This is a genomic window from Variovorax sp. GW821-FHT10C12, from assembly GCF_059415405.1.
This window is the reverse complement of the sequence record NZ_JBWKNE010000007.1, coordinates 187,414-203,795: the sequence shown is the minus strand read 5'-3', so window position 1 is coordinate 203,795 and position 16,382 is coordinate 187,414. Positions and strand designations below refer to the sequence as shown.

Genomic DNA, 16,382 nt, shown 5'->3' with positions numbered 1-16,382 from the left:
CGGGAATTATGACCGCCAGCCTAGAGCCGGGTTCCGCGCCAACCCACACCAGTGTGAATCAGTTGCCATCCAATCCGACGCCTTCCGCGTTTTCTTCCAGTTCCCGATTCGTCCAGCGGCTGCGCCGCCGCTATGCGGCCGAGCTTGAATTGCTGCCGCCCGGCGAGCCCCGGCGCGAATCGATGACCGTCGCCTACGACGCGCTGCGCGCACGCGGCGTGGCCGTGGGCGATGCGTTGCGCATCGTGCGCCAGCTCACGATGGAACGTCTGGTCACACTCGACTGCGACCAGCAGGCCCCGCTCGCGGTGGTGACCACCGCCGTGACCGAGCTGGCCGAACTGGCCCTGGACATCGCCTGCCAGGACGCCTGCCACGAACTCGACGCCCAGCACGGCGCGCCGCTCGGCCCCGAAGGCCAGCGCTCGCAGCTGTGGGTGATCGGCATGGGCAAACTGGGCGCGCGCGAACTCAATGTGTCCAGCGACATCGACCTCATCTACCTGTACGACGTGGACGGCGACACGGCCGGCGATGCCGACGGGCGCGGCAAGCTGTCCAACCAGGAGTACTTTGCGCGGGCCGTGAAGCGCATCTATGCGCTGGTGGGCGACGTGACCGAGCACGGCTTCGTGTTCCGCGTCGACCTGGCGCTGCGGCCCAACGGCAACTCGGGGCCGAGCGTGGTCTCGCTCGACGCGCTCGAAGAGTATTTCCAGGTGCAGGGCCGCGAATGGGAGCGCTTTGCCTGGATGAAGAGCCGCGTGGTCGCGCCGCGCGCCGTGGTGCTCGGCGGCCAGGCCCAGGCGCTGCGCAACGTGGTGCTGCCCTTCGTGTTCCGCCGTTATCTGGATTACAGCGTGTTCGATTCGCTGCGCATCCTGCACCGCCAGATCCGCGAGCAGTCGGCGCGCCGCAGCGCCGGACGCCCCGAGCGCGCCAACGACGTGAAGCTCTCGCGCGGCGGCATCCGCGAAATCGAATTCACCGTGCAGCTGCTGCAGGTGGTGCGCGGCGGCCAGTTCCCCGAGCTGCGCACGCGCCCCACGCTCGACGCGCTGCAGCGGCTGGCGCGCGCCAACCTCATGCCGCAGGACACGGCCGACACGCTGGCCGCGGCCTATGAGTTCCTGCGCCGCGTGGAGCACCGCATCCAGTACCTGGACGACCAGCAGACCCACGTGCTGCCGGTCAACGACGACGACCTGCGCTGGATCGCGCAGTCGATGGGTTATGCCGACTGCTGCCCCTTCCTCGAACAGCTCGACACGCACCGCGAGTTCGTGGCCCAGGAATTCGACAAGCTGCTGGGCGGCGAGAAGCCCTGCAACGGCAAGTGCAACGGCAAGAAGGCCGCCGCGCCCGCCGACCTGGCCGACCTGCTCGACGACCTGCCGCCCGTGTTCGCCGAGCGCATCCGCGACTGGTGCGAGACGCCGCGCGTGCTCGCCCTGCGCGAGGAAACCCGGGGCCGCCTGCGCCAGCTGGTGCAACGCACCGGCCAGTGGCTGAAGGAGCCCGACGGCGACGGCGCGGGACAGACGCCGCGCCACGTCGATGCCGCCATGCGCTGGGCCGACTGGATCGAGCCGCTGATGCGCCGCGAGAGCTACCTGGCGCTGCTGGTCGAACGCCCCGCCGTGCAGGAGCGCCTGCTGCGCCTGCTGGGCGCCGCGAAATGGCCCGCGCGCTACCTCATGCAGCATCCCGGCGTGATCGACGAGCTCGCGAGCGACGAGATGCTCTCGGGCCGCTTCATCGCCGACGAATTCGAGCGCGAGCTCGAAGCGCGCCACACCTCGCTCACCCGCACCGGCGAGGCCGACGAAGAGCGCCTCTTGAACCTGCTGCGCCACGCCCACCATGCCGAGGTGTTCCGCACGCTGGCACGCGACGTGGACGGCCGCATCACCGTAGAGCAGGTGGCCGACGACCTGAGCGCGCTGGCCGACACCACGCTGCGCGTGACCGCGCGCTGGTGCTGGCCGCACGTGCGCAACCGCCACCGCGAGGTGCCGCAGTTCGCGATCATCGGCTACGGCAAGCTGGGCGGCAAAGAGCTGGGCTACGGCAGCGACCTGGACATCGTGTTCGTCTACGACGATGACGACGAGCGCGCCGGCGAGGTCTATGCGGCCTACGTGCGCAAGCTCATCAACTGGCTCACGGTGAAGACGCGCGAGGGCGACCTGTTCGAGATCGACACCGCGCTGCGGCCCAACGGCAACTCGGGCCTGCTCACCACCAGCTTCGAGGCCTACGAAAAGTACCAGCTCGGGCGCGGCAGCAACACCGCATGGACCTGGGAGCACCAGGCCATGACGCGCGCGCGCTTCGTGCTGGGCAGCGCCGACCACGGCGCCGAACTGGGCGCGCGTTTCGACCAGGTGCGCGAGGCCGTGCTGGTGGCCCCGCGCGACCGCGAGTCGCTGAAGGCCGAGATCATCGGTATGCGCAACAAGCTGCGCGGCGCCCGCCCCGTGAAGGCCGACCGCTTCGACGTGAAGCACAGCCCCGGCGGCATGGTCGATGCCGAGTTCGCGGTGCAGTTCCTGGTGCTGTCGGCTTCGGGCGCACACCCCGAGCTGATTCCCAACCTGGGCAACATCGCGCTGCTGCTGCGTGCCGAGCAAGCCGGCCTGCTGCCCGAAGGCGTGGGCCGCGACGCGGCCACCGCCTACCGCGAGCTGCGCCGCGTGCAGCACACCGCGCGCCTGAACGAAGAGCCGACACAGGTCACGCCGCCTGCCCTGAGCGCGGAACGCGACGCCATGCTGGCGCTGTGGAAGGCGGTCTTTGGCTGACGGCGCCCTCGCCTCCCGCGCGCTGACGGCCTGCGCCCTGGCCGCCGCGCTCGTGCTGGCCGGCTGCGCCAGCGGGCCACGCAGCAGTGGCGGCGGCGTCGCCAGTGGCCGCGACGGCCCCGGCAGCAATATCCCGTCGGACCTCGACCGCGTGCCCGACGCCGAGCCCCGCATCGAGGCGATCCGCAGCAGCGGCGGCACCAGCAAGCCCTACACGGTGCTGGGCCGCGGCTACCAGCCGATCACCGACGACCGGCCGTTCCGCGAATCGGGCATCGCCTCCTGGTACGGCCGCAAGTTCCATGCAGCCTCGACCGCCAGCGGCGAGCCCTACGACATGTACGCCATGACGGCCGCGCACAAGACGCTGCCGCTGCCGAGCTACGTGCGGGTGCGCAACCCGGCCAACGGCCGCGAGGTGATCGTGCGCGTGAACGACCGCGGCCCCTTCGTGGACGGCCGCGTGATCGACCTGAGCTACACGGCGGCGCTGAAGCTCGACCTGCTGCGCGGCGTGGCGCCGGTGGAGATCGAGCGCATCACCAACGACGACATCCGCACCGGCGCCTGGCGTCGCGATGCGGGCACGGCCTATGCCGCAGCGCCTGCGCCGGCCCCCGCGCCCGTTCGGGTGGCGGCTGCGCCGGTGGCTGTGCCATCGGCCTGGGTCGCGCCGGTTGCAATGACGGCTGCTGCGGCGCCCGCAGCGACGATGCCCGTGGCACCGCAGACGCCGGTGATGGCCGCGGCACCGTCGGAACCCGAGGCCCCGGCCGGCCCGCGCGAGGCGATGGTGGTGACCGACCTTGCGCCGCTGGCCCCGCTCGCCGCGCCGGCCACGTCATCGGCGCCCTCTTCCGCTGCCGCCGGTTTCTGGGTGCAGCTCGGCGCGTTCCGCGAACGCGACGGCGCCGAGACGCTGAGAAGCCAGGCCGCACGCGGCCTGCCCACGCTGGCGCCGCAGCTGCGCGTGTTCAGCGAAGCCGGCACGCACCGCCTGCAGGCCGGCCCGTTCCCGTCGCGCAACGCGGCGGGCGAGGCCGTCACGCAGCTGCGCGACAACCTGCGCATCGCGCCGATGGTGGTCGAGCGGCGCTGAAGCTCAGGGCATCGCCTTGGCCACGACCTGCGAACGCAGGCCCACGCCCAGGCGGTTCCAGGCGTTGATCTGCGCCACGGCGAGCGAGAGCTCGACGATTTCCTGATCACTGAACACGGCCTTCAGCGCTTCGAACTCGGCATCGCGGTCGGCGTGGTGGTCGGCCAGGCGCGTGAGCGTTTCGGCCCAGTCCAGTGCCGCACGCTCGCGTTCGTTGAAAAGGCTCACTTCGCGCCAGGTGGCGAGGCTGTTGATGCGCTGCCAGTCTTCGCCCTGCACGCGCAGGTCGCGCACGTGCATGTCCAGGCAGTAGGCGCAGCCATTGATCTGCGAGACGCGGGCGAAGACGAGGTCGATCAGCACCTTGCCGAGCGTGCTCGACTCGAAGCTGCCGTTGACGGCGATCATGGCCTGGAAGGACTTGGGGGCGAACTTGGTCCAGGCGAGACGGAGGGCGGGGGCTTGGCTCATGAGATGTACTCCAGGGTGGTTGAAGGAAAACAGCGAAATCTGCTTGCTACCCCCTGAAGACGCGCCAGCCACCGGCCCTGTGACAGGCCGCGCGATTTTTTTCTTCAGGCGCCCCGTTTGGCCGCGAACAGCTGCGCGATGCGCGCCAGCTTGTCGGGGTTGCGCTGGGCGCGGATGCGCACGATGCGCTCGCCCTCGATCTCGAAGGTCTGGGCCGATTCGAGTTCGCCGTCCAGAAAGCGCAGCATGCCGGGCTCGCCGTTGAGCTCGACCAGCTCCATGTGCACGCCGGCGCCCATGCGGCGCCAGAGCGAGAAGTACAGCTGCGCCAGCCGCTGGCTGCCGCGCAGGATCTTGCTGAAGGTCTGCACCTTGCCGCCGCCGTCGCCGATGAGTTCGACGTCTTCGGCCATCAGCGCCTTCAGGTCCTGCATGCTGCCACGCGCGGCGGCGTCGGCGAAGGCGCGCAGCAGGCGCTGGTGGGTGTCGCGCGAGACCTGGAAGCGCGGGCGCGCCTCCTGCACCTGGGCCTTGGCGCGGTGCACCAGCTGGCGGCAGGCGGCCTCGCTCTTGCCGAGGGTCTGGGCGATCTCGTCGTAGTCGGCGTCGAACACCTCGCGCATGAGGAAGGCGGCGCGCGCCTCGGGCGCCAGGCGCTCGAGCACGGCCAGGAAGGCGACGGAGATGTTGTCGACGCGCTCGAGCGTTTCCTCGGGCGTGTCGGGCGACCCGGTGAGCGTGGGCTCGGGCATCCACGGGCCGATGTAGTGTTCGCGCTGGACCTTGGCGCTGCGCAGCCGGTCGATCGACAGGCGCGTGACGACGGTCACGAGCCAGGCTTCGGCGCTGTCGAAACTGGCCTTGTCGGCTTCATGCCAGCGCAGCCAGGCGTCCTGCACCACCTCTTCGGCCTCGGCCACGGAGCCGAGCATGCGGTAGGCGATGCCCTGGAGGCGGCGGCGGTGGCTGTCGAAGGTGAGGGTCGGGTCGTCCATGCCCGATTAGACGTTTGACGTCGCCGTGTTGTGACAGCCCGCGCCCCCAAAAAAAACGCCCCGGCATGCGGGGCGATTTTTCAGATCTTGGGAGCGGCTCAGGCGCCCTGGTATTCGGGCTTGGGGCCCAACGTGGCCGAGACTTCCTTGCGGTAGCGGTTCAGCTCCTGCACGGTCTTGAAGCTGCGGTTCATCAAGAGGCTCAGGTTGTGCAGGATGCGCTCGCCGACCTTGGTTTCCCAGCCGGCGTCGAACTTGATCTGCTTGTCCAGCCAGTGCTCGAGCCAGTCGGGGTCGGGCATGCGGCTCTGGATGGTGTCGTTCGGGAACAGTGCCTTGTTCACGTGCAGGTTGGTCGGGTGCAGCGCCTGGGCGGTGCGGCGCGCGCTGGCCATCAGCACGCCGACCTTGGTGAAGGCGGCACGGGCTTCGTCGCCGAACTTTTCCATGGCGCGCTTCATGTAGCGCAGGTAGGCGCCGCCGTGGCGGGCTTCGTCCTGGCTCAGCGTGGTGTAGATGTGCTTGATGACCGGCTCGGTGTGCCACTGGGCGGCGCGGCGGTACCAGTGGTTCAGGCGGATCTCGCCGCAGAAGTGCAGCATGAGGGTTTCGAGCGGGGGCGCAGGGTCGAAGTCGAAGCGCACCTCGTGCAGTTCCTGTTCGGTGGGCGCGTGCTGCGGGCTGAAGCGCTTCAGGTACTCCATGAGCACCAGCGAGTGCTTCTGCTCTTCGAAGAACCAGATCGACATGAACGCCGAAAAGTCGCTATCGTGCCGGTTGTCGCGCAGGAACATCTCGGTGGCCGGCAACGCCGACCACTCGGTGATGGCATTCATCTTGATGGTCTGCGCCTGCTCTTCAGTCAGCAAGGAGGCGTCGAACGACTGCCAGGGAATGTCCTTGTCCATGTCCCAGCGGACGGATTCGAGTTGTCTGAAGAGTTCCGGGTAGAGCATCAAAGTCTTTCAATGGCCGCCGATTTTAGTCGGGCCGTTTGGCGCGCCCGTGACAGACGCGCGATGATGTGCTTACGCGCGCGCTTGCGCCATAGATGCACACCCCCTTTTCGATCCAGGAGCCCGTCATGCGAACCCCCGCCCGATCGTCGATGCTGCGACGTTGCGCCACGGCCTTTTCACTCGGGGCGGGCCTTGTGGCCGCCCTCCCGGCGGGTGCCCAGACCGCCCCCGCCGCGCCCGTGGTGGGCGCTGCGGCGGGATGCCCGGCGATCCTGCAGCACAGCTTCCCGCGGCTGCAGGATGAAAAGCCCCAGAACCTTTGCCAGTACTCCGGAAAAGTGGTCCTGGTGGTCAATACGGCCAGTTTTTGCGGCTTCACCCCGCAGTACAAAGGGCTGGAGGCACTGGACATGAAGTACCGCGCCCGCGGCCTCGTGGTGCTGGGCTTCCCGTCGAACGACTTCTCCCAGGAATCGGGCTCCAACAAGGAGATCGCCGACTTCTGCGAAAGCACCTTCGGCGTGAAATTCCCGATGTTCGCCAAGTCGGCCGTGCGCGGCACCGACGCCAACCCGCTGTTCAAGCAACTCGCGCAGGCCTCGGGCACGACGCCGAAGTGGAACTTCTACAAGTACCTGATCGGGCGCGACGGCAAGGTGGTGCAGGCCTGGTCGAGCATGACGGCGCCGGACGAAACCGGCTTCGTGAACGTCATCGAGAAACAGCTCGGGCCAAATTAAGACTGATCAGTTCACAAAAATACGTATCGGTAATATTATTTGCCGATGCGTCCCTCTCACTGTGAACTGCACGTCACAAACGTTTACCACTCGACGGGGAACCGTGCGCCAAAACCCGCGCTCATACTTGGCGTGGGCGGCCAAGGCCCACAGGTTTTCATGTTGCGAGGTCTTCCGGGCGCCTGCCGTCCGGTTGAAATCCCGAGGCGATTCTTCTCCTCCTCCCTCCCTCCCTCCTTCGTGTCGGGGCGCCTCGCAGCATTTTTGTCTTCCCGCCGGAACCGGGGCTTGCGATGACGCAGCGCCCCACCGGCCCTCCCCGCATCGCCGTGATCGGTGCCGGCATCTCCGGCCTCGCAGCCGCCCATGCGCTGCGCCATACGGCCCAGGTCTCCCTCTTCGAAGCCAGTGACTACTTCGGCGGCCATGCGCACACGGCCACGATCGAGCTGCCGCGCTCGGCGCACGATGCCACCCGCGTCGCACACGGCGTGGACACCGGCTTCCTGGTCTACAACGAGCGCACCTACCCGCAGCTGATCCGCCTCTTCGCCGAGCTGGGCGTGGAGACGGCCGCCTCGGACATGTCGTTCTCGGTGCAGGCGGTGCGCGACAACGGCCAGCCGCTCGAGTGGAGCGGCAGCCACCTGGGCACCGTGTTCGCCCAACGGCGCAACCTGCTCGACACCCGCTTCCTCGGCATGCTGCGCGACCTGCTGCGCTTCAACCGCCTGACCACGCGCATCGCCGAGGCGGGCACCGAGGGCGAACTGGCCCAGCCGCTGGGCGCCTTCCTCGACACCCACCGCTTCGGCACCGCTTTTCGCGACTGGTACTTCCTGCCGATGATGGGCTGCATCTGGAGCTGCTCGACCACGCAGATGCTGGCGTTCCCGGTCGCGACCATGATCCGCTTCTGCCACAACCACGGGCTGATCCAGATCGCGAACCGCCCGGCCTGGCGCACCGTGCGCGGCGGCTCGCGCCATTACGTGGAGAAGATCGTCGCCGGCCTGCCCGACGCGCGCCTGCGCACGCCGGTGCGGCGCATCGTGCGCGACGACGACGGCGTGCGGGTGTCGACCGACGCGGGCACCGAGGTGTTCGACCACGCGATCCTGGCCACGCACACCGACCAGTCGCTGGCCCTGCTCGGCGACCCCGACCCGGCCGAGCTGGCGGTGCTCGACACCATCCGCTACCAGCGCAACCACGCCGTGCTCCACACCGACGCCTCCGTGCTGCCCCGCCAGCGCGCGGCCTGGGCCGCCTGGAACTACCAGCGCGGCGTCACGGGCGACGACGAGGCGGGCCGCGTCTGCCTGCACTACCTGCTGAACAAGCTGCAGCCGCTGCCCTGGGAACAGCCGGTGATCGTGTCGCTGAATCCGATCGGCGAGGTCGCGCGTAGTCGGGTCATGGCCGAATACGACTATGACCACCCGGTGCTGGACCTGGGCGCGATCCGCGCGCAGGCCGAGGTGCCTGCGCTGCAGGGCCGGCGCCGCACCTGGTTCGCGGGCGCCTGGATGGGCTACGGCTTCCACGAAGACGGCCTGAAGGCCGGGCTGGCCGCCGCCGAGGGCGTGCGGACGCGGTTGGCCGGCGGCGAGGCGGCCCCGGCAAGGCGCGCGGCATGACCTCGCCGGTGCAGGCCGTGCCGCACCTGGGCTTCGGCGAAGTCCGGCACACGCGCCTGCGCCCCGCGCACCACGCCTTCGTCTACCCGACCTTCTTCCTGATGCTGCCGATGCGCACCCTGCGCGCGCACGGCAGCGCGCAGCTGGCGCTGAACCGCCCGGCCGCACTGTCGTTCCACGACACCGACCACGGCGACGGCCGCGGCCCCGCCCAGGGCGGCGCGCTGGCCTGGCTGGACGCGCTGCTGGCCGAGCACGGCATCGACGACGCCGACGGCGAAGCCTGGCTGCACTGCTACCCGCGCGTGTTCGGCTACACCTTCAAGCCCGTGAGCTTCTGGTACTGCCACACGGCGCAGGGCGCGCTGCGCGCCATCGTGGTCGAGGTGAACAACACCTTCGGCGAACGCCACTGCTACCTGCTCGACCAGCCCGGCTACGGCGTGGAACTGCGCGCCGCCAAGGCCTTCCACGTGTCGCCGTTCTGCCGGGTCACGGGCGACTACCGTTTCCGTTTCTTCATCGATGCAGCCCGCACGCGCACGGTGGTGCGCATCGACCACGACGACGCCGACGGCCCGTTGCTGCAGACCAGCGTGAGCGGCGAGCTCGCGCCGCTGAGCCTGGCCCTCGTGCGGCGCGCGCTGTGGCGCTACCCGGCCATGACCGTCGGGCTGATCGCGCGCATCCACTGGCAGGCCGCGAAGCTGTGGCTCAAGCGCGTGCCCTTCATCGCCAAGCCGGCACCGCCGCTTTCCTTCGTGTCGCGCGACACCCCTTCCTCCCCGCAGCAGCACCCATGACACCGACCACCACCACCGCCCCGGGCTTCCCCCTCGCGCTGCCGCAGGACGCACCGCGCGCCGCGCGCACCGTGCTCGGCCTGCTGCAGCGCCTCACGCACGGCTCGCTCACCGTGCGGCTGCCCGACGATTCGGTGCGCCACTTCGGCGCCGCGCCCGGCAGCAGCACGCTCACGGCCTCGCTCACGCTGCGCAACTGGGAGCCCTGCCGGGCCGCGCTGCGCTCGGGCGACATCGGCTTTGCCGAAAGCTACATCGCGGGCGACTGGGGCACGCCGAACCTGGTCGAGCTGATGCAGGTGGTCATCGCCAACCGGCGCGCGCTCGAGGACGTGGTCTACGGCCACTGGCTGGGCCGCCTCGCGTACCGGCTGCGGCACCGGCTGAACCGCAACAGCCGCGCGGGCAGCGCGCGCAACATCCACGCGCACTACGACCTGGGCAACGCCTTCTACGCGGCCTGGCTCGACGAGACGATGAACTACTCAGCCGCCTGGTTCGAGGGCGACCTGGCGCGCCCGCTGCCCGAGGCGCAGCGCGCCAAGGTGGCGCGTGCGCTCGACCGGGCCGGCGTGAAGGCGGGCGACCGCGTGCTCGAGATCGGCTGCGGCTGGGGCGCGCTGGCGGAAATGGCGGCGCGCGAATTCGGCGCCTCGGTGACCGGCGTGACGCTGTCCACCGAGCAGCTGGCCTATGCCCGCGAGCGCACCGCGGGCCTGCCGGTCGACCTGCGCCTGCAGGACTACCGCGACATCAGTGACGCGCCCTTCGACGCCATCTGCTCCATCGAGATGGTCGAGGCCGTGGGCCGCGACTACTGGCCGGCCTATTTCCAGGCCGTGCACCGCCTGCTCAAGCCGGGCGGGCGCGCCTGCGTGCAGACCATCGTGATCGACGACCGGCTGTTCGAGCGCTACATCGGCGCGACCGATTTCATCCAGCAGTACATCTTCCCGGGCGGCTGCCTGCCCTGCCCGCGCGAGTTCCGGCGCGCCGCCGAGGCAGCCGGGCTGGAGGTGGTGAACGAATTCGCCTTCGGCGCCGACTACGCCGAAACACTGCGGCGCTGGCGCGAGCGCTTCCTCGCGCAGCGCGCCACGGTCCTGCAGCAGGGCTTCGACGAACGCTTTCAGCGCATCTGGGAGTTCTACCTGGCCTACTGCGAGGCCGCGTTCCTGCAACAGAGCACCGACGTGGTGCAGTACACGCTGCGCAAGCGGCCCCCACCGCCGGCCGGCTGAAACGCCATGAAAAAAGCGCCCTCGGGCGCTTTGTCGTTTCAGGGCTGGGTGTCGATGAAGCTCGGCCGCAGCATGAGCTTGTCGTACAGCCTGGCCAGGTTGGCGTGATCGCCGCGCCAGTCGATCTCGGGAAAACGCAGCCCCAGCCAGCCCAGCGCGCAGCCGACCGCGATGTCCGACAGGCTCAGGTGGATGCCGCTGCAGAAGGGCTTGTCGCCCAGGCCCTTGGCCATGGCGGCCACGCCGGCCTGGACCTTGACGCGCTGGCGCTCGATCCAGGCGGCGCTGCGTTCGCCGTCGGCACGGCCCGTCCAGGTGGCTTCGAGGCGCCAGAGCACGCCGGCGTCCATGACGCCGTCGGCCAGCGCTTCCCAGGTCTTGACCTCGGCGCGCTCGCGGCTTTGCTGCGGAATGAGCTTGCCCACGGGCGACAGGGTGTCGATGTACTCGACGATGACGCGCGAGTCGAACATCGCCTCGCCGCCTTCCATGATCAGGCACGGCACCTTGCCCAGCGGATTCGAGTGGGCGATCGTGGTATCGGCGGACCAGACGTCTTCGATCACGAACTGGTAGTCGAGCCGCTTTTCGGCCAGCACCACGCGCACCTTGCGCACATAAGGACTGGCGGCGGATCCGATCAGTTTCATGAAGGCTCTCTCCCCATCGTCTGTTAACGTTTGTTCGCAGGCATTTTAGGTGAACGGAAAAAGACGCCGCCCGAATCTCCCCGCGGCACGACCCGCCGGCGGCCGCCTAAAATTCGGGCATGAGCTTTTCCACCGTCTCCGCCCTCTCCCCCCTTGACGGCCGCTATGCGGCCAAACTCGCGGCCTTGCGCCCGCTGATGAGCGAACAGGGCTACATGCACCGTCGCGTGCAGGTGGAGGTGGCCTGGTTCATTGCGCTGTCCGACTGCGGCTTTGCCGAGTTCAAGCCCCTCACGGGCGGCGCCCGCAAGTACCTGATGGGGCTGGTGTCGCATTTCTCCGAAGCCGACGCACTGGCCATCAAGGACATCGAGAAGACCACCAACCACGACGTGAAGGCCGTCGAGTACTGGATCAAGTCGAAGTTCGAAGCCCGGCCGGAGCTGCTGGCCGCCGCCGAGTTCGTGCACTTCGCCTGCACCAGCGAAGACATCAACAACACCAGCCACGCCCTGCAGATCCAGGCCGCACGCGACACCGTGGTGCTGCCGGCCATCGACGGCCTGATCGCCAAGCTGCGCGAAATGGCGCACCAGTTCGCCGACGTGTCGATGCTCTCGCGCACCCACGGCCAGACCGCCAGCCCGACCACCGTCGGCAAGGAAATCGCCAACGTGGCGGTGCGCCTGACCAAGGCCCGCGCGCAAATCGCGGCCGTGCAGCTGCTGGGCAAGATGAACGGCGCGGTCGGCAACTACAACGCCCACCTGGCTGCCTGGCCCGAGTTCGACTGGGAAGCCTTCAGCCGCAAGGTCGTGGAGACGCCCGCGCCGCTGGGCCTGGGCCTGAGCTTCCAGCCGTACAGCATCCAGATCGAGCCGCACGACTACATGGCCGAGCTGTTCGATGCCGTGGCGCGCGTCAACACGATCCTGGTCGACTTCTCGCGCGACATCTGGGGCTACGTGAGCCTGGGCTACTTCAAGCAGCGCCTGAAGAAGGGCGAGATCGGCTCGTCGACCATGCCGCACAAGGTCAACCCGATCGACTTCGAGAACGCCGAGGGCAACCTGGGCCTGGCCAACGCGGTGCTGCGCCACCTGAGCGAGAAGCTGCCCATCAGCCGCTGGCAGCGCGACCTGACCGACAGCACGGTGCTGCGCAACATCGGCGTGGCCTTCGGCTACGCCACGCTGGCCTACGCCAGCCTGGCCACGGGCCTGGGCAAGCTCGAGATCAACCAGGAAGCGCTGGCCGATGACCTCGACGCCTCGTGGGAAGTGCTGGCCGAGCCGATCCAGACCGTGATGCGCCGCTTCGGCGTGCAGGGCGCCTACGAGCAGCTCAAGGAAGTCACGCGCGGCAAGACCGTGACGGCCGAGGCGCTGCACGGGCTGATCCGCTCGCTGGAGATTCCCGAAGAGGAAAAGGCCCGCCTTCTGGCCATGACGCCGGCCAGCTACACCGGCAAGGCCGCCGAACTCGCTCGTAGAATTTAGGCTTCCCCGCGACGATCCGCCGGCCCGTGTTGCCCACGGCCGGTGCGCTTCGTTCGCCATCCGACACTTCCAGCCAACGTGCCCCGTCCGGGTGCACGCCAGCCGACAACCCTGACGGGACGCTTCGACGTCCCCGTTGTTCATGCTGCGCGCCCCGCTGAGACGCTACTGGCTCACGCTCCACCGATGGATCGGCCTCACGCTCGGTCCGCTGCTCGCCCTCACGGCGCTCCTGGGCGCTGTGCTGGTGGTGGCGCTGCCGCTCGACCGCGCCGGCCATCCTGAGTTCTTCACGGCGCGCAGCCACGGCAACGCGCCCCCTGCGCCGCTGGAGCCGTTGCGCCAGCGCCTGCTCGCCGAGTTCGGCCCCGACACCAACCTCACGCTGCGCCCGCCGCGCCAGCCCGGCGACACGCTCTGGGTGCTGGTGCGCGGCCCGTGGGACGGCACGCTCTACCTCGACCCCGCCACCGGCGCCGAACAGGGCCGCCGCGGCACGCACGAAGGCGCCTACAACCTGCTGTTCGAGCTGCACAGCAGCCTGCTGCTGGAAGACACGGGCAAGGGCATCCTCGCCATCGCCGCGCTGGCCTACCTGTTCCTGCTGGTCACCGGCGTGGTGCTGTGGTGGCCGGCGCGCTGGCCGCCCTCGCTGCGCATCGTGCTGGACCGCGGCCTGCTGCGCGGGCTGTTCGACCTGCACCGCACGGGCGGCGCCGTGCTCGGGCTGCTGATCGCGGTGTCGGTCTTCACCGGCGCCTACATGGCCTGGCGACCGCTGGGCGGTTTCATCTCGACCGCGCTCGGGCAGGTGCCCGCCAAGGCGCCGATCGTGCCCAAAGGCACCGCCACCGGCCCTCGCCTGCCGCTCGACGACCTCGTCGCCCGCGCGCAGGCCGTGTTCCCCGGCCAGCCCATCGGCTACGTGCAGGTGCCCGGCCGCGCGGACCGGCCGCTGCGCGTGCGCTTCCGGCTCGCCGACGACCCGCACCCGAATGGCATCGGCTCGGTGTGGGTGCACCCGGTCACGGGCGAGCTGCTCGGTGTGCGCCGCTGGCAGGACATGGACACCGGCAACGGCGCGGTGGTCGTGATCTACCCGCTGCACACCGGCGTGCTCGGCGGCGTGGTGCACCAGACGGTCACCGCGCTGCTGGGCCTGGCGCTGGCCGGCCTCGGCCTGAGCGGCGTGTGGCTCTGGTGGCGCCGGCGCGCCGTGGCTGCGGCCGCCCGCAGCCAGGCGCTGTCGCGTGGCACGGCGCCCTGAACGACGCACACATCCCATCCCTTCATCCATCACAAATACATCGAGGAGGACCCCTTGTTCCCGCACAAAAAAACCGCCATCGCCCTGGCCCTGCTGCCCCTGAGCCTGCACAGCTTCGCGGCCGACGCCGAGCCGTCGAAGTCGCTCGAAGCCATCACCGTCACCGGCGACTGGCTCGGCACGCCCACCGAGACCAAGGTGCTCGAGCACGCCGGCGCGCGCAGCATCGTGGAGCGCCAGCAGATCCAGGAAAGCGGCTCGGCCAGCGTGCGCGACGTGCTGCGCCAGGTGCCCGGCGTGCAGGTGCAGGAGAGCAACGGCACCGGCGGCAGCGACATCTCGCTCAACGTGGGCGTGCGCGGCCTGACCTCGCGGCTGTCGCCGCGCTCGACCGTGCTGCTGGACGGCGTGCCGCTGGCCTACGCGCCCTACGGCCAGCCGCAGCTGTCGCTGGCACCGGTGTCGCTGGGCAGCCTCGAGGCGGTCGACGTGGTGCGCGGCGCGGGCTCGGTGCGCTACGGCCCCCAGAACGTGGGCGGCATCATCAACTTCGTGACGCGCTCGATCCCCAAGCAGTTCGCGGGCGAAGTCGGCGTGGGCGTCGAGAGCGCCAGCCACGGCGGCGGCACCAAGACCACGCCCAGCTTGTTCATCGGCGGCACCAACGAGAACGGCCTGGGCCTGGCGCTGCTGTACTCGGGCACGCACGGCGACGGCTGGCGCCAGAGCAACGACAAGACCCGCATCGACGACCTGATGCTCAAGGGTGCCTACCGCCTCTCGAAGACCGACGACATCGCGATCTCGCTGCACCACTTCGAAGGCAAGGGGCGCATGCCCGGCGGCCTGACGACGGCGCAGTTCGCGGCCAACCCGTTCCAGTCGGACCGCCCCTTCGACGAGTTCACCGGGCGCCGCACCGACGGCTCGCTCAAGTACACGCACAACGACGGCGTGAACAAGTTCGAGATGCTGACCTACTACACGGACTCGTACCGCAGCAGCTACCTCGAGCAGGAAGGCACGGGCGCCAACGCCAACCGGCGCCGCCTGACCACCGCGCCGCGCAACTACAAGACCTACGCCTTCGAGCCGCGCTACTCGCGCCTGATCGACTCGGGCAGCGTGGTGCAGGAGATCAGCATCGGCGCGCGCTACCTGAAGGAAGAGGCCTCCGAGGTGGCCACGCGCAGCAGCTATTACCGGCCGGCGCCGGGCTTCGACGCCTACGCGCTCGCGCAGCCCGCGTACCAGACCAGCAAGGGCGGCACGACCGCGCACGCGTTCTACATCGACGACCGCATCGACTTCGGCAACTGGACGGTCACGCCCGGCGTGCGCTACGAGTCCTTCCGTTCGTACAACGACGTGTTCACCATGGCGAACAACCGCGTCACCAACGCGATCTACCCGAAGATCGAGTCCAACGAAGTGCTGCCCACGCTGTCGGTGCTCTACCGCATGAGCGAGCGCTGGTCGCTGTTCGCCAATGCCGGCGTGTCGTTCGGTCCGCAGCAGTACGCCCAGCTCGCACAGTCGACCACCAGCCTGCACCCCGAGAAGGCCAAGACCTACGAGATCGGCACCAAGTACAAGGGCGAATCCTGGAGCGGCGAGCTGACGCTGTTCAACATCAACTTCGACAAGGAGCTGCTGCTGGCGCGCTCCATCACCGGCGACGTCGGCCAGTGGACCGACCTGGGCGCCACGCGCCACCGTGGGCTGGAGTCGGCGCTGCGCTACGACCTGGGCAGCCTGAGCGACGCGCTCAAGGGGCTGTCGGTGTCGGGCACCTACACGTACACGCAGGCCACCTCGAAGGCGGGCGTGTTCGCGGGGCGCGACCTGCCGTTCTACTCGCGCCATGTCGCCACGCTCGGCGCACGCTACGAGCGCGGGCCATGGACGCTCAACGCCGACCTCTACGCGCAATCCAAGCAGCGTTCGCCGGGCTCGCCGGACGACGGCGCGAAGTACATCACGGTGGAAGACCCGAGCGGGCGGCTGGGCGACATCCCGGGCTACGGCACGGTGAACCTGCGCGCGGCCTACGACTTCGGCCCCTCGCTGAGCCACCTGAAGCTGGCCGTGGGCGTGAAGAACCTGTTCGACCGCCGCTACTACAACCGCTCGGTCGACAACAACGGCGGCAAGTACGTGGGCCAGCCGCGCACGGTGTACCTGCAGGCGTCGGTGGCGTTCTGAGGCCCGGGG

At 69.3% G+C, this 16,382-nt stretch carries 13 protein-coding genes; 9 read left to right on the top strand and 4 right to left on the bottom strand.

The window, feature by feature from the left end; genetic code table 11:
* The first annotated feature begins 8 nt into the window (after positions 1 to 8).
* Together glnE and AC07OH_RS25625 are read left to right on the top strand one after the other, a co-directional pair.
* Positions 9 to 2,804, top strand: coding sequence for a bifunctional [glutamate--ammonia ligase]-adenylyl-L-tyrosine phosphorylase/[glutamate--ammonia-ligase] adenylyltransferase (glnE, locus tag AC07OH_RS25630; RefSeq protein ID WP_495302593.1), 2,796 nt, complete (start codon positions 9 to 11; stop codon positions 2,802 to 2,804).
* Positions 2,797 to 3,903, top strand: a complete 1,107-nt coding sequence (locus tag AC07OH_RS25625; protein ID WP_495302592.1) for a septal ring lytic transglycosylase RlpA family protein — start codon at positions 2,797 to 2,799, stop codon at positions 3,901 to 3,903. The genes glnE and AC07OH_RS25625 overlap by 8 nt, the downstream gene beginning before the upstream one ends.
* A gap of 3 nt (positions 3,904 to 3,906) precedes the next feature.
* Here the strand turns inward: AC07OH_RS25625 and AC07OH_RS25620 are convergent, their stop codons facing one another.
* The 3 genes from AC07OH_RS25620 to AC07OH_RS25610 all read right to left on the bottom strand — a co-directional run bounded on the left by AC07OH_RS25620 (position 3,907) and on the right by AC07OH_RS25610 (position 6,325).
* On the bottom strand, positions 3,907 to 4,374 hold the full coding sequence (locus tag AC07OH_RS25620) for a carboxymuconolactone decarboxylase family protein (RefSeq protein WP_062475252.1): 468 nt from the start codon (positions 4,372 to 4,374) through the stop codon (positions 3,907 to 3,909).
* 104 nt (positions 4,375 to 4,478) lie between these two features.
* Complete coding sequence (locus tag AC07OH_RS25615) at positions 4,479 to 5,369, bottom strand: RNA polymerase sigma-70 factor (protein ID WP_492682169.1); 891 nt, start codon at positions 5,367 to 5,369, stop codon at positions 4,479 to 4,481.
* A 98-nt stretch (positions 5,370 to 5,467) separates the two neighbouring features.
* Positions 5,468 to 6,325, bottom strand: coding sequence for a ferritin family protein (locus AC07OH_RS25610; protein ID WP_062475258.1), 858 nt, complete (start codon positions 6,323 to 6,325; stop codon positions 5,468 to 5,470).
* A 128-nt stretch (positions 6,326 to 6,453) separates the two neighbouring features.
* Here AC07OH_RS25610 and AC07OH_RS25605 point away from each other — a divergent pair, with 128 nt between their 5' ends.
* The 4 genes from AC07OH_RS25605 (at position 6,454) to AC07OH_RS25590 (ending at position 10,752) form a co-directional block, all read left to right on the top strand.
* Positions 6,454 to 7,068 (top strand): glutathione peroxidase, encoded by a 615-nt coding sequence (locus tag AC07OH_RS25605; RefSeq protein WP_489060649.1) that lies wholly within the window; start codon positions 6,454 to 6,456, stop codon positions 7,066 to 7,068.
* Between the two features lie 293 nt (positions 7,069 to 7,361).
* The gene (locus AC07OH_RS25600; protein ID WP_495302591.1) at positions 7,362 to 8,708 is read left to right on the top strand and encodes an NAD(P)/FAD-dependent oxidoreductase; all 1,347 of its coding nucleotides are present in this window, start codon (positions 7,362 to 7,364) and stop codon (positions 8,706 to 8,708) included.
* Positions 8,705 to 9,511 (top strand): DUF1365 domain-containing protein, encoded by an 807-nt coding sequence (locus AC07OH_RS25595; RefSeq protein WP_495302590.1) that lies wholly within the window; start codon positions 8,705 to 8,707, stop codon positions 9,509 to 9,511. Before AC07OH_RS25600 ends, AC07OH_RS25595 begins: the two co-directional genes overlap by 4 nt.
* Entirely contained in the window at positions 9,508 to 10,752 is a 1,245-nt protein-coding gene (locus AC07OH_RS25590; protein WP_495302589.1) for a class I SAM-dependent methyltransferase, read from the top strand. The genes AC07OH_RS25595 and AC07OH_RS25590 overlap by 4 nt, the downstream gene beginning before the upstream one ends.
* Positions 10,753 to 10,790: 38 nt before the next feature.
* Here the strand turns inward: AC07OH_RS25590 and AC07OH_RS25585 are convergent, their stop codons facing one another.
* The gene (locus AC07OH_RS25585) at positions 10,791 to 11,402 is read right to left on the bottom strand and encodes a glutathione S-transferase N-terminal domain-containing protein (RefSeq protein ID WP_495302588.1); all 612 of its coding nucleotides are present in this window, start codon (positions 11,400 to 11,402) and stop codon (positions 10,791 to 10,793) included.
* A gap of 119 nt (positions 11,403 to 11,521) precedes the next feature.
* Here AC07OH_RS25585 and purB point away from each other — a divergent pair, with 119 nt between their 5' ends.
* From purB to AC07OH_RS25570, 3 genes are all read left to right on the top strand, one after another.
* A complete protein-coding gene (gene purB / locus AC07OH_RS25580; RefSeq protein WP_492682159.1) occupies positions 11,522 to 12,901 on the top strand; it encodes an adenylosuccinate lyase in 1,380 nt (459 codons plus the stop codon).
* A 142-nt stretch (positions 12,902 to 13,043) separates the two neighbouring features.
* Complete coding sequence (locus AC07OH_RS25575; RefSeq protein WP_495302587.1) at positions 13,044 to 14,168, top strand: PepSY-associated TM helix domain-containing protein; 1,125 nt, start codon at positions 13,044 to 13,046, stop codon at positions 14,166 to 14,168.
* 54 nt (positions 14,169 to 14,222) lie between these two features.
* Positions 14,223 to 16,373, top strand: a complete 2,151-nt coding sequence (locus AC07OH_RS25570; RefSeq protein WP_495302586.1) for a TonB-dependent receptor family protein — start codon at positions 14,223 to 14,225, stop codon at positions 16,371 to 16,373.
* Positions 16,374 to 16,382 lie beyond the last annotated feature (9 nt).

Excerpts from the sequence above, each read along its gene's own strand:
- glnE (WP_495302593.1), top strand. The coding sequence starts at position 9 with ATGACCGCCAGCCTAGAGCCGGGTTCCGCGCCAACCCACACCAGTGTG.
- AC07OH_RS25610 (WP_062475258.1), bottom strand. The coding sequence starts at position 6,325 with ATGCTCTACCCGGAACTCTTCAGACAACTCGAATCCGTCCGCTGGGAC.
- AC07OH_RS25585 (WP_495302588.1), bottom strand. The coding sequence starts at position 11,402 with ATGAAACTGATCGGATCCGCCGCCAGTCCTTATGTGCGCAAGGTGCGC.
- AC07OH_RS25590 (WP_495302589.1), top strand. The coding sequence starts at position 9,508 with ATGACACCGACCACCACCACCGCCCCGGGCTTCCCCCTCGCGCTGCCG.
- AC07OH_RS25605 (WP_489060649.1), top strand. The coding sequence starts at position 6,454 with ATGCGAACCCCCGCCCGATCGTCGATGCTGCGACGTTGCGCCACGGCC.
- AC07OH_RS25595 (WP_495302590.1), top strand. The coding sequence starts at position 8,705 with ATGACCTCGCCGGTGCAGGCCGTGCCGCACCTGGGCTTCGGCGAAGTC.
- AC07OH_RS25600 (WP_495302591.1), top strand. The coding sequence starts at position 7,362 with ATGACGCAGCGCCCCACCGGCCCTCCCCGCATCGCCGTGATCGGTGCC.
- AC07OH_RS25620 (WP_062475252.1), bottom strand. The coding sequence starts at position 4,374 with ATGAGCCAAGCCCCCGCCCTCCGTCTCGCCTGGACCAAGTTCGCCCCC.
- AC07OH_RS25575 (WP_495302587.1), top strand. The coding sequence starts at position 13,044 with ATGCTGCGCGCCCCGCTGAGACGCTACTGGCTCACGCTCCACCGATGG.
- AC07OH_RS25615 (WP_492682169.1), bottom strand. The coding sequence starts at position 5,369 with ATGGACGACCCGACCCTCACCTTCGACAGCCACCGCCGCCGCCTCCAG.
- purB (WP_492682159.1), top strand. The coding sequence starts at position 11,522 with ATGAGCTTTTCCACCGTCTCCGCCCTCTCCCCCCTTGACGGCCGCTAT.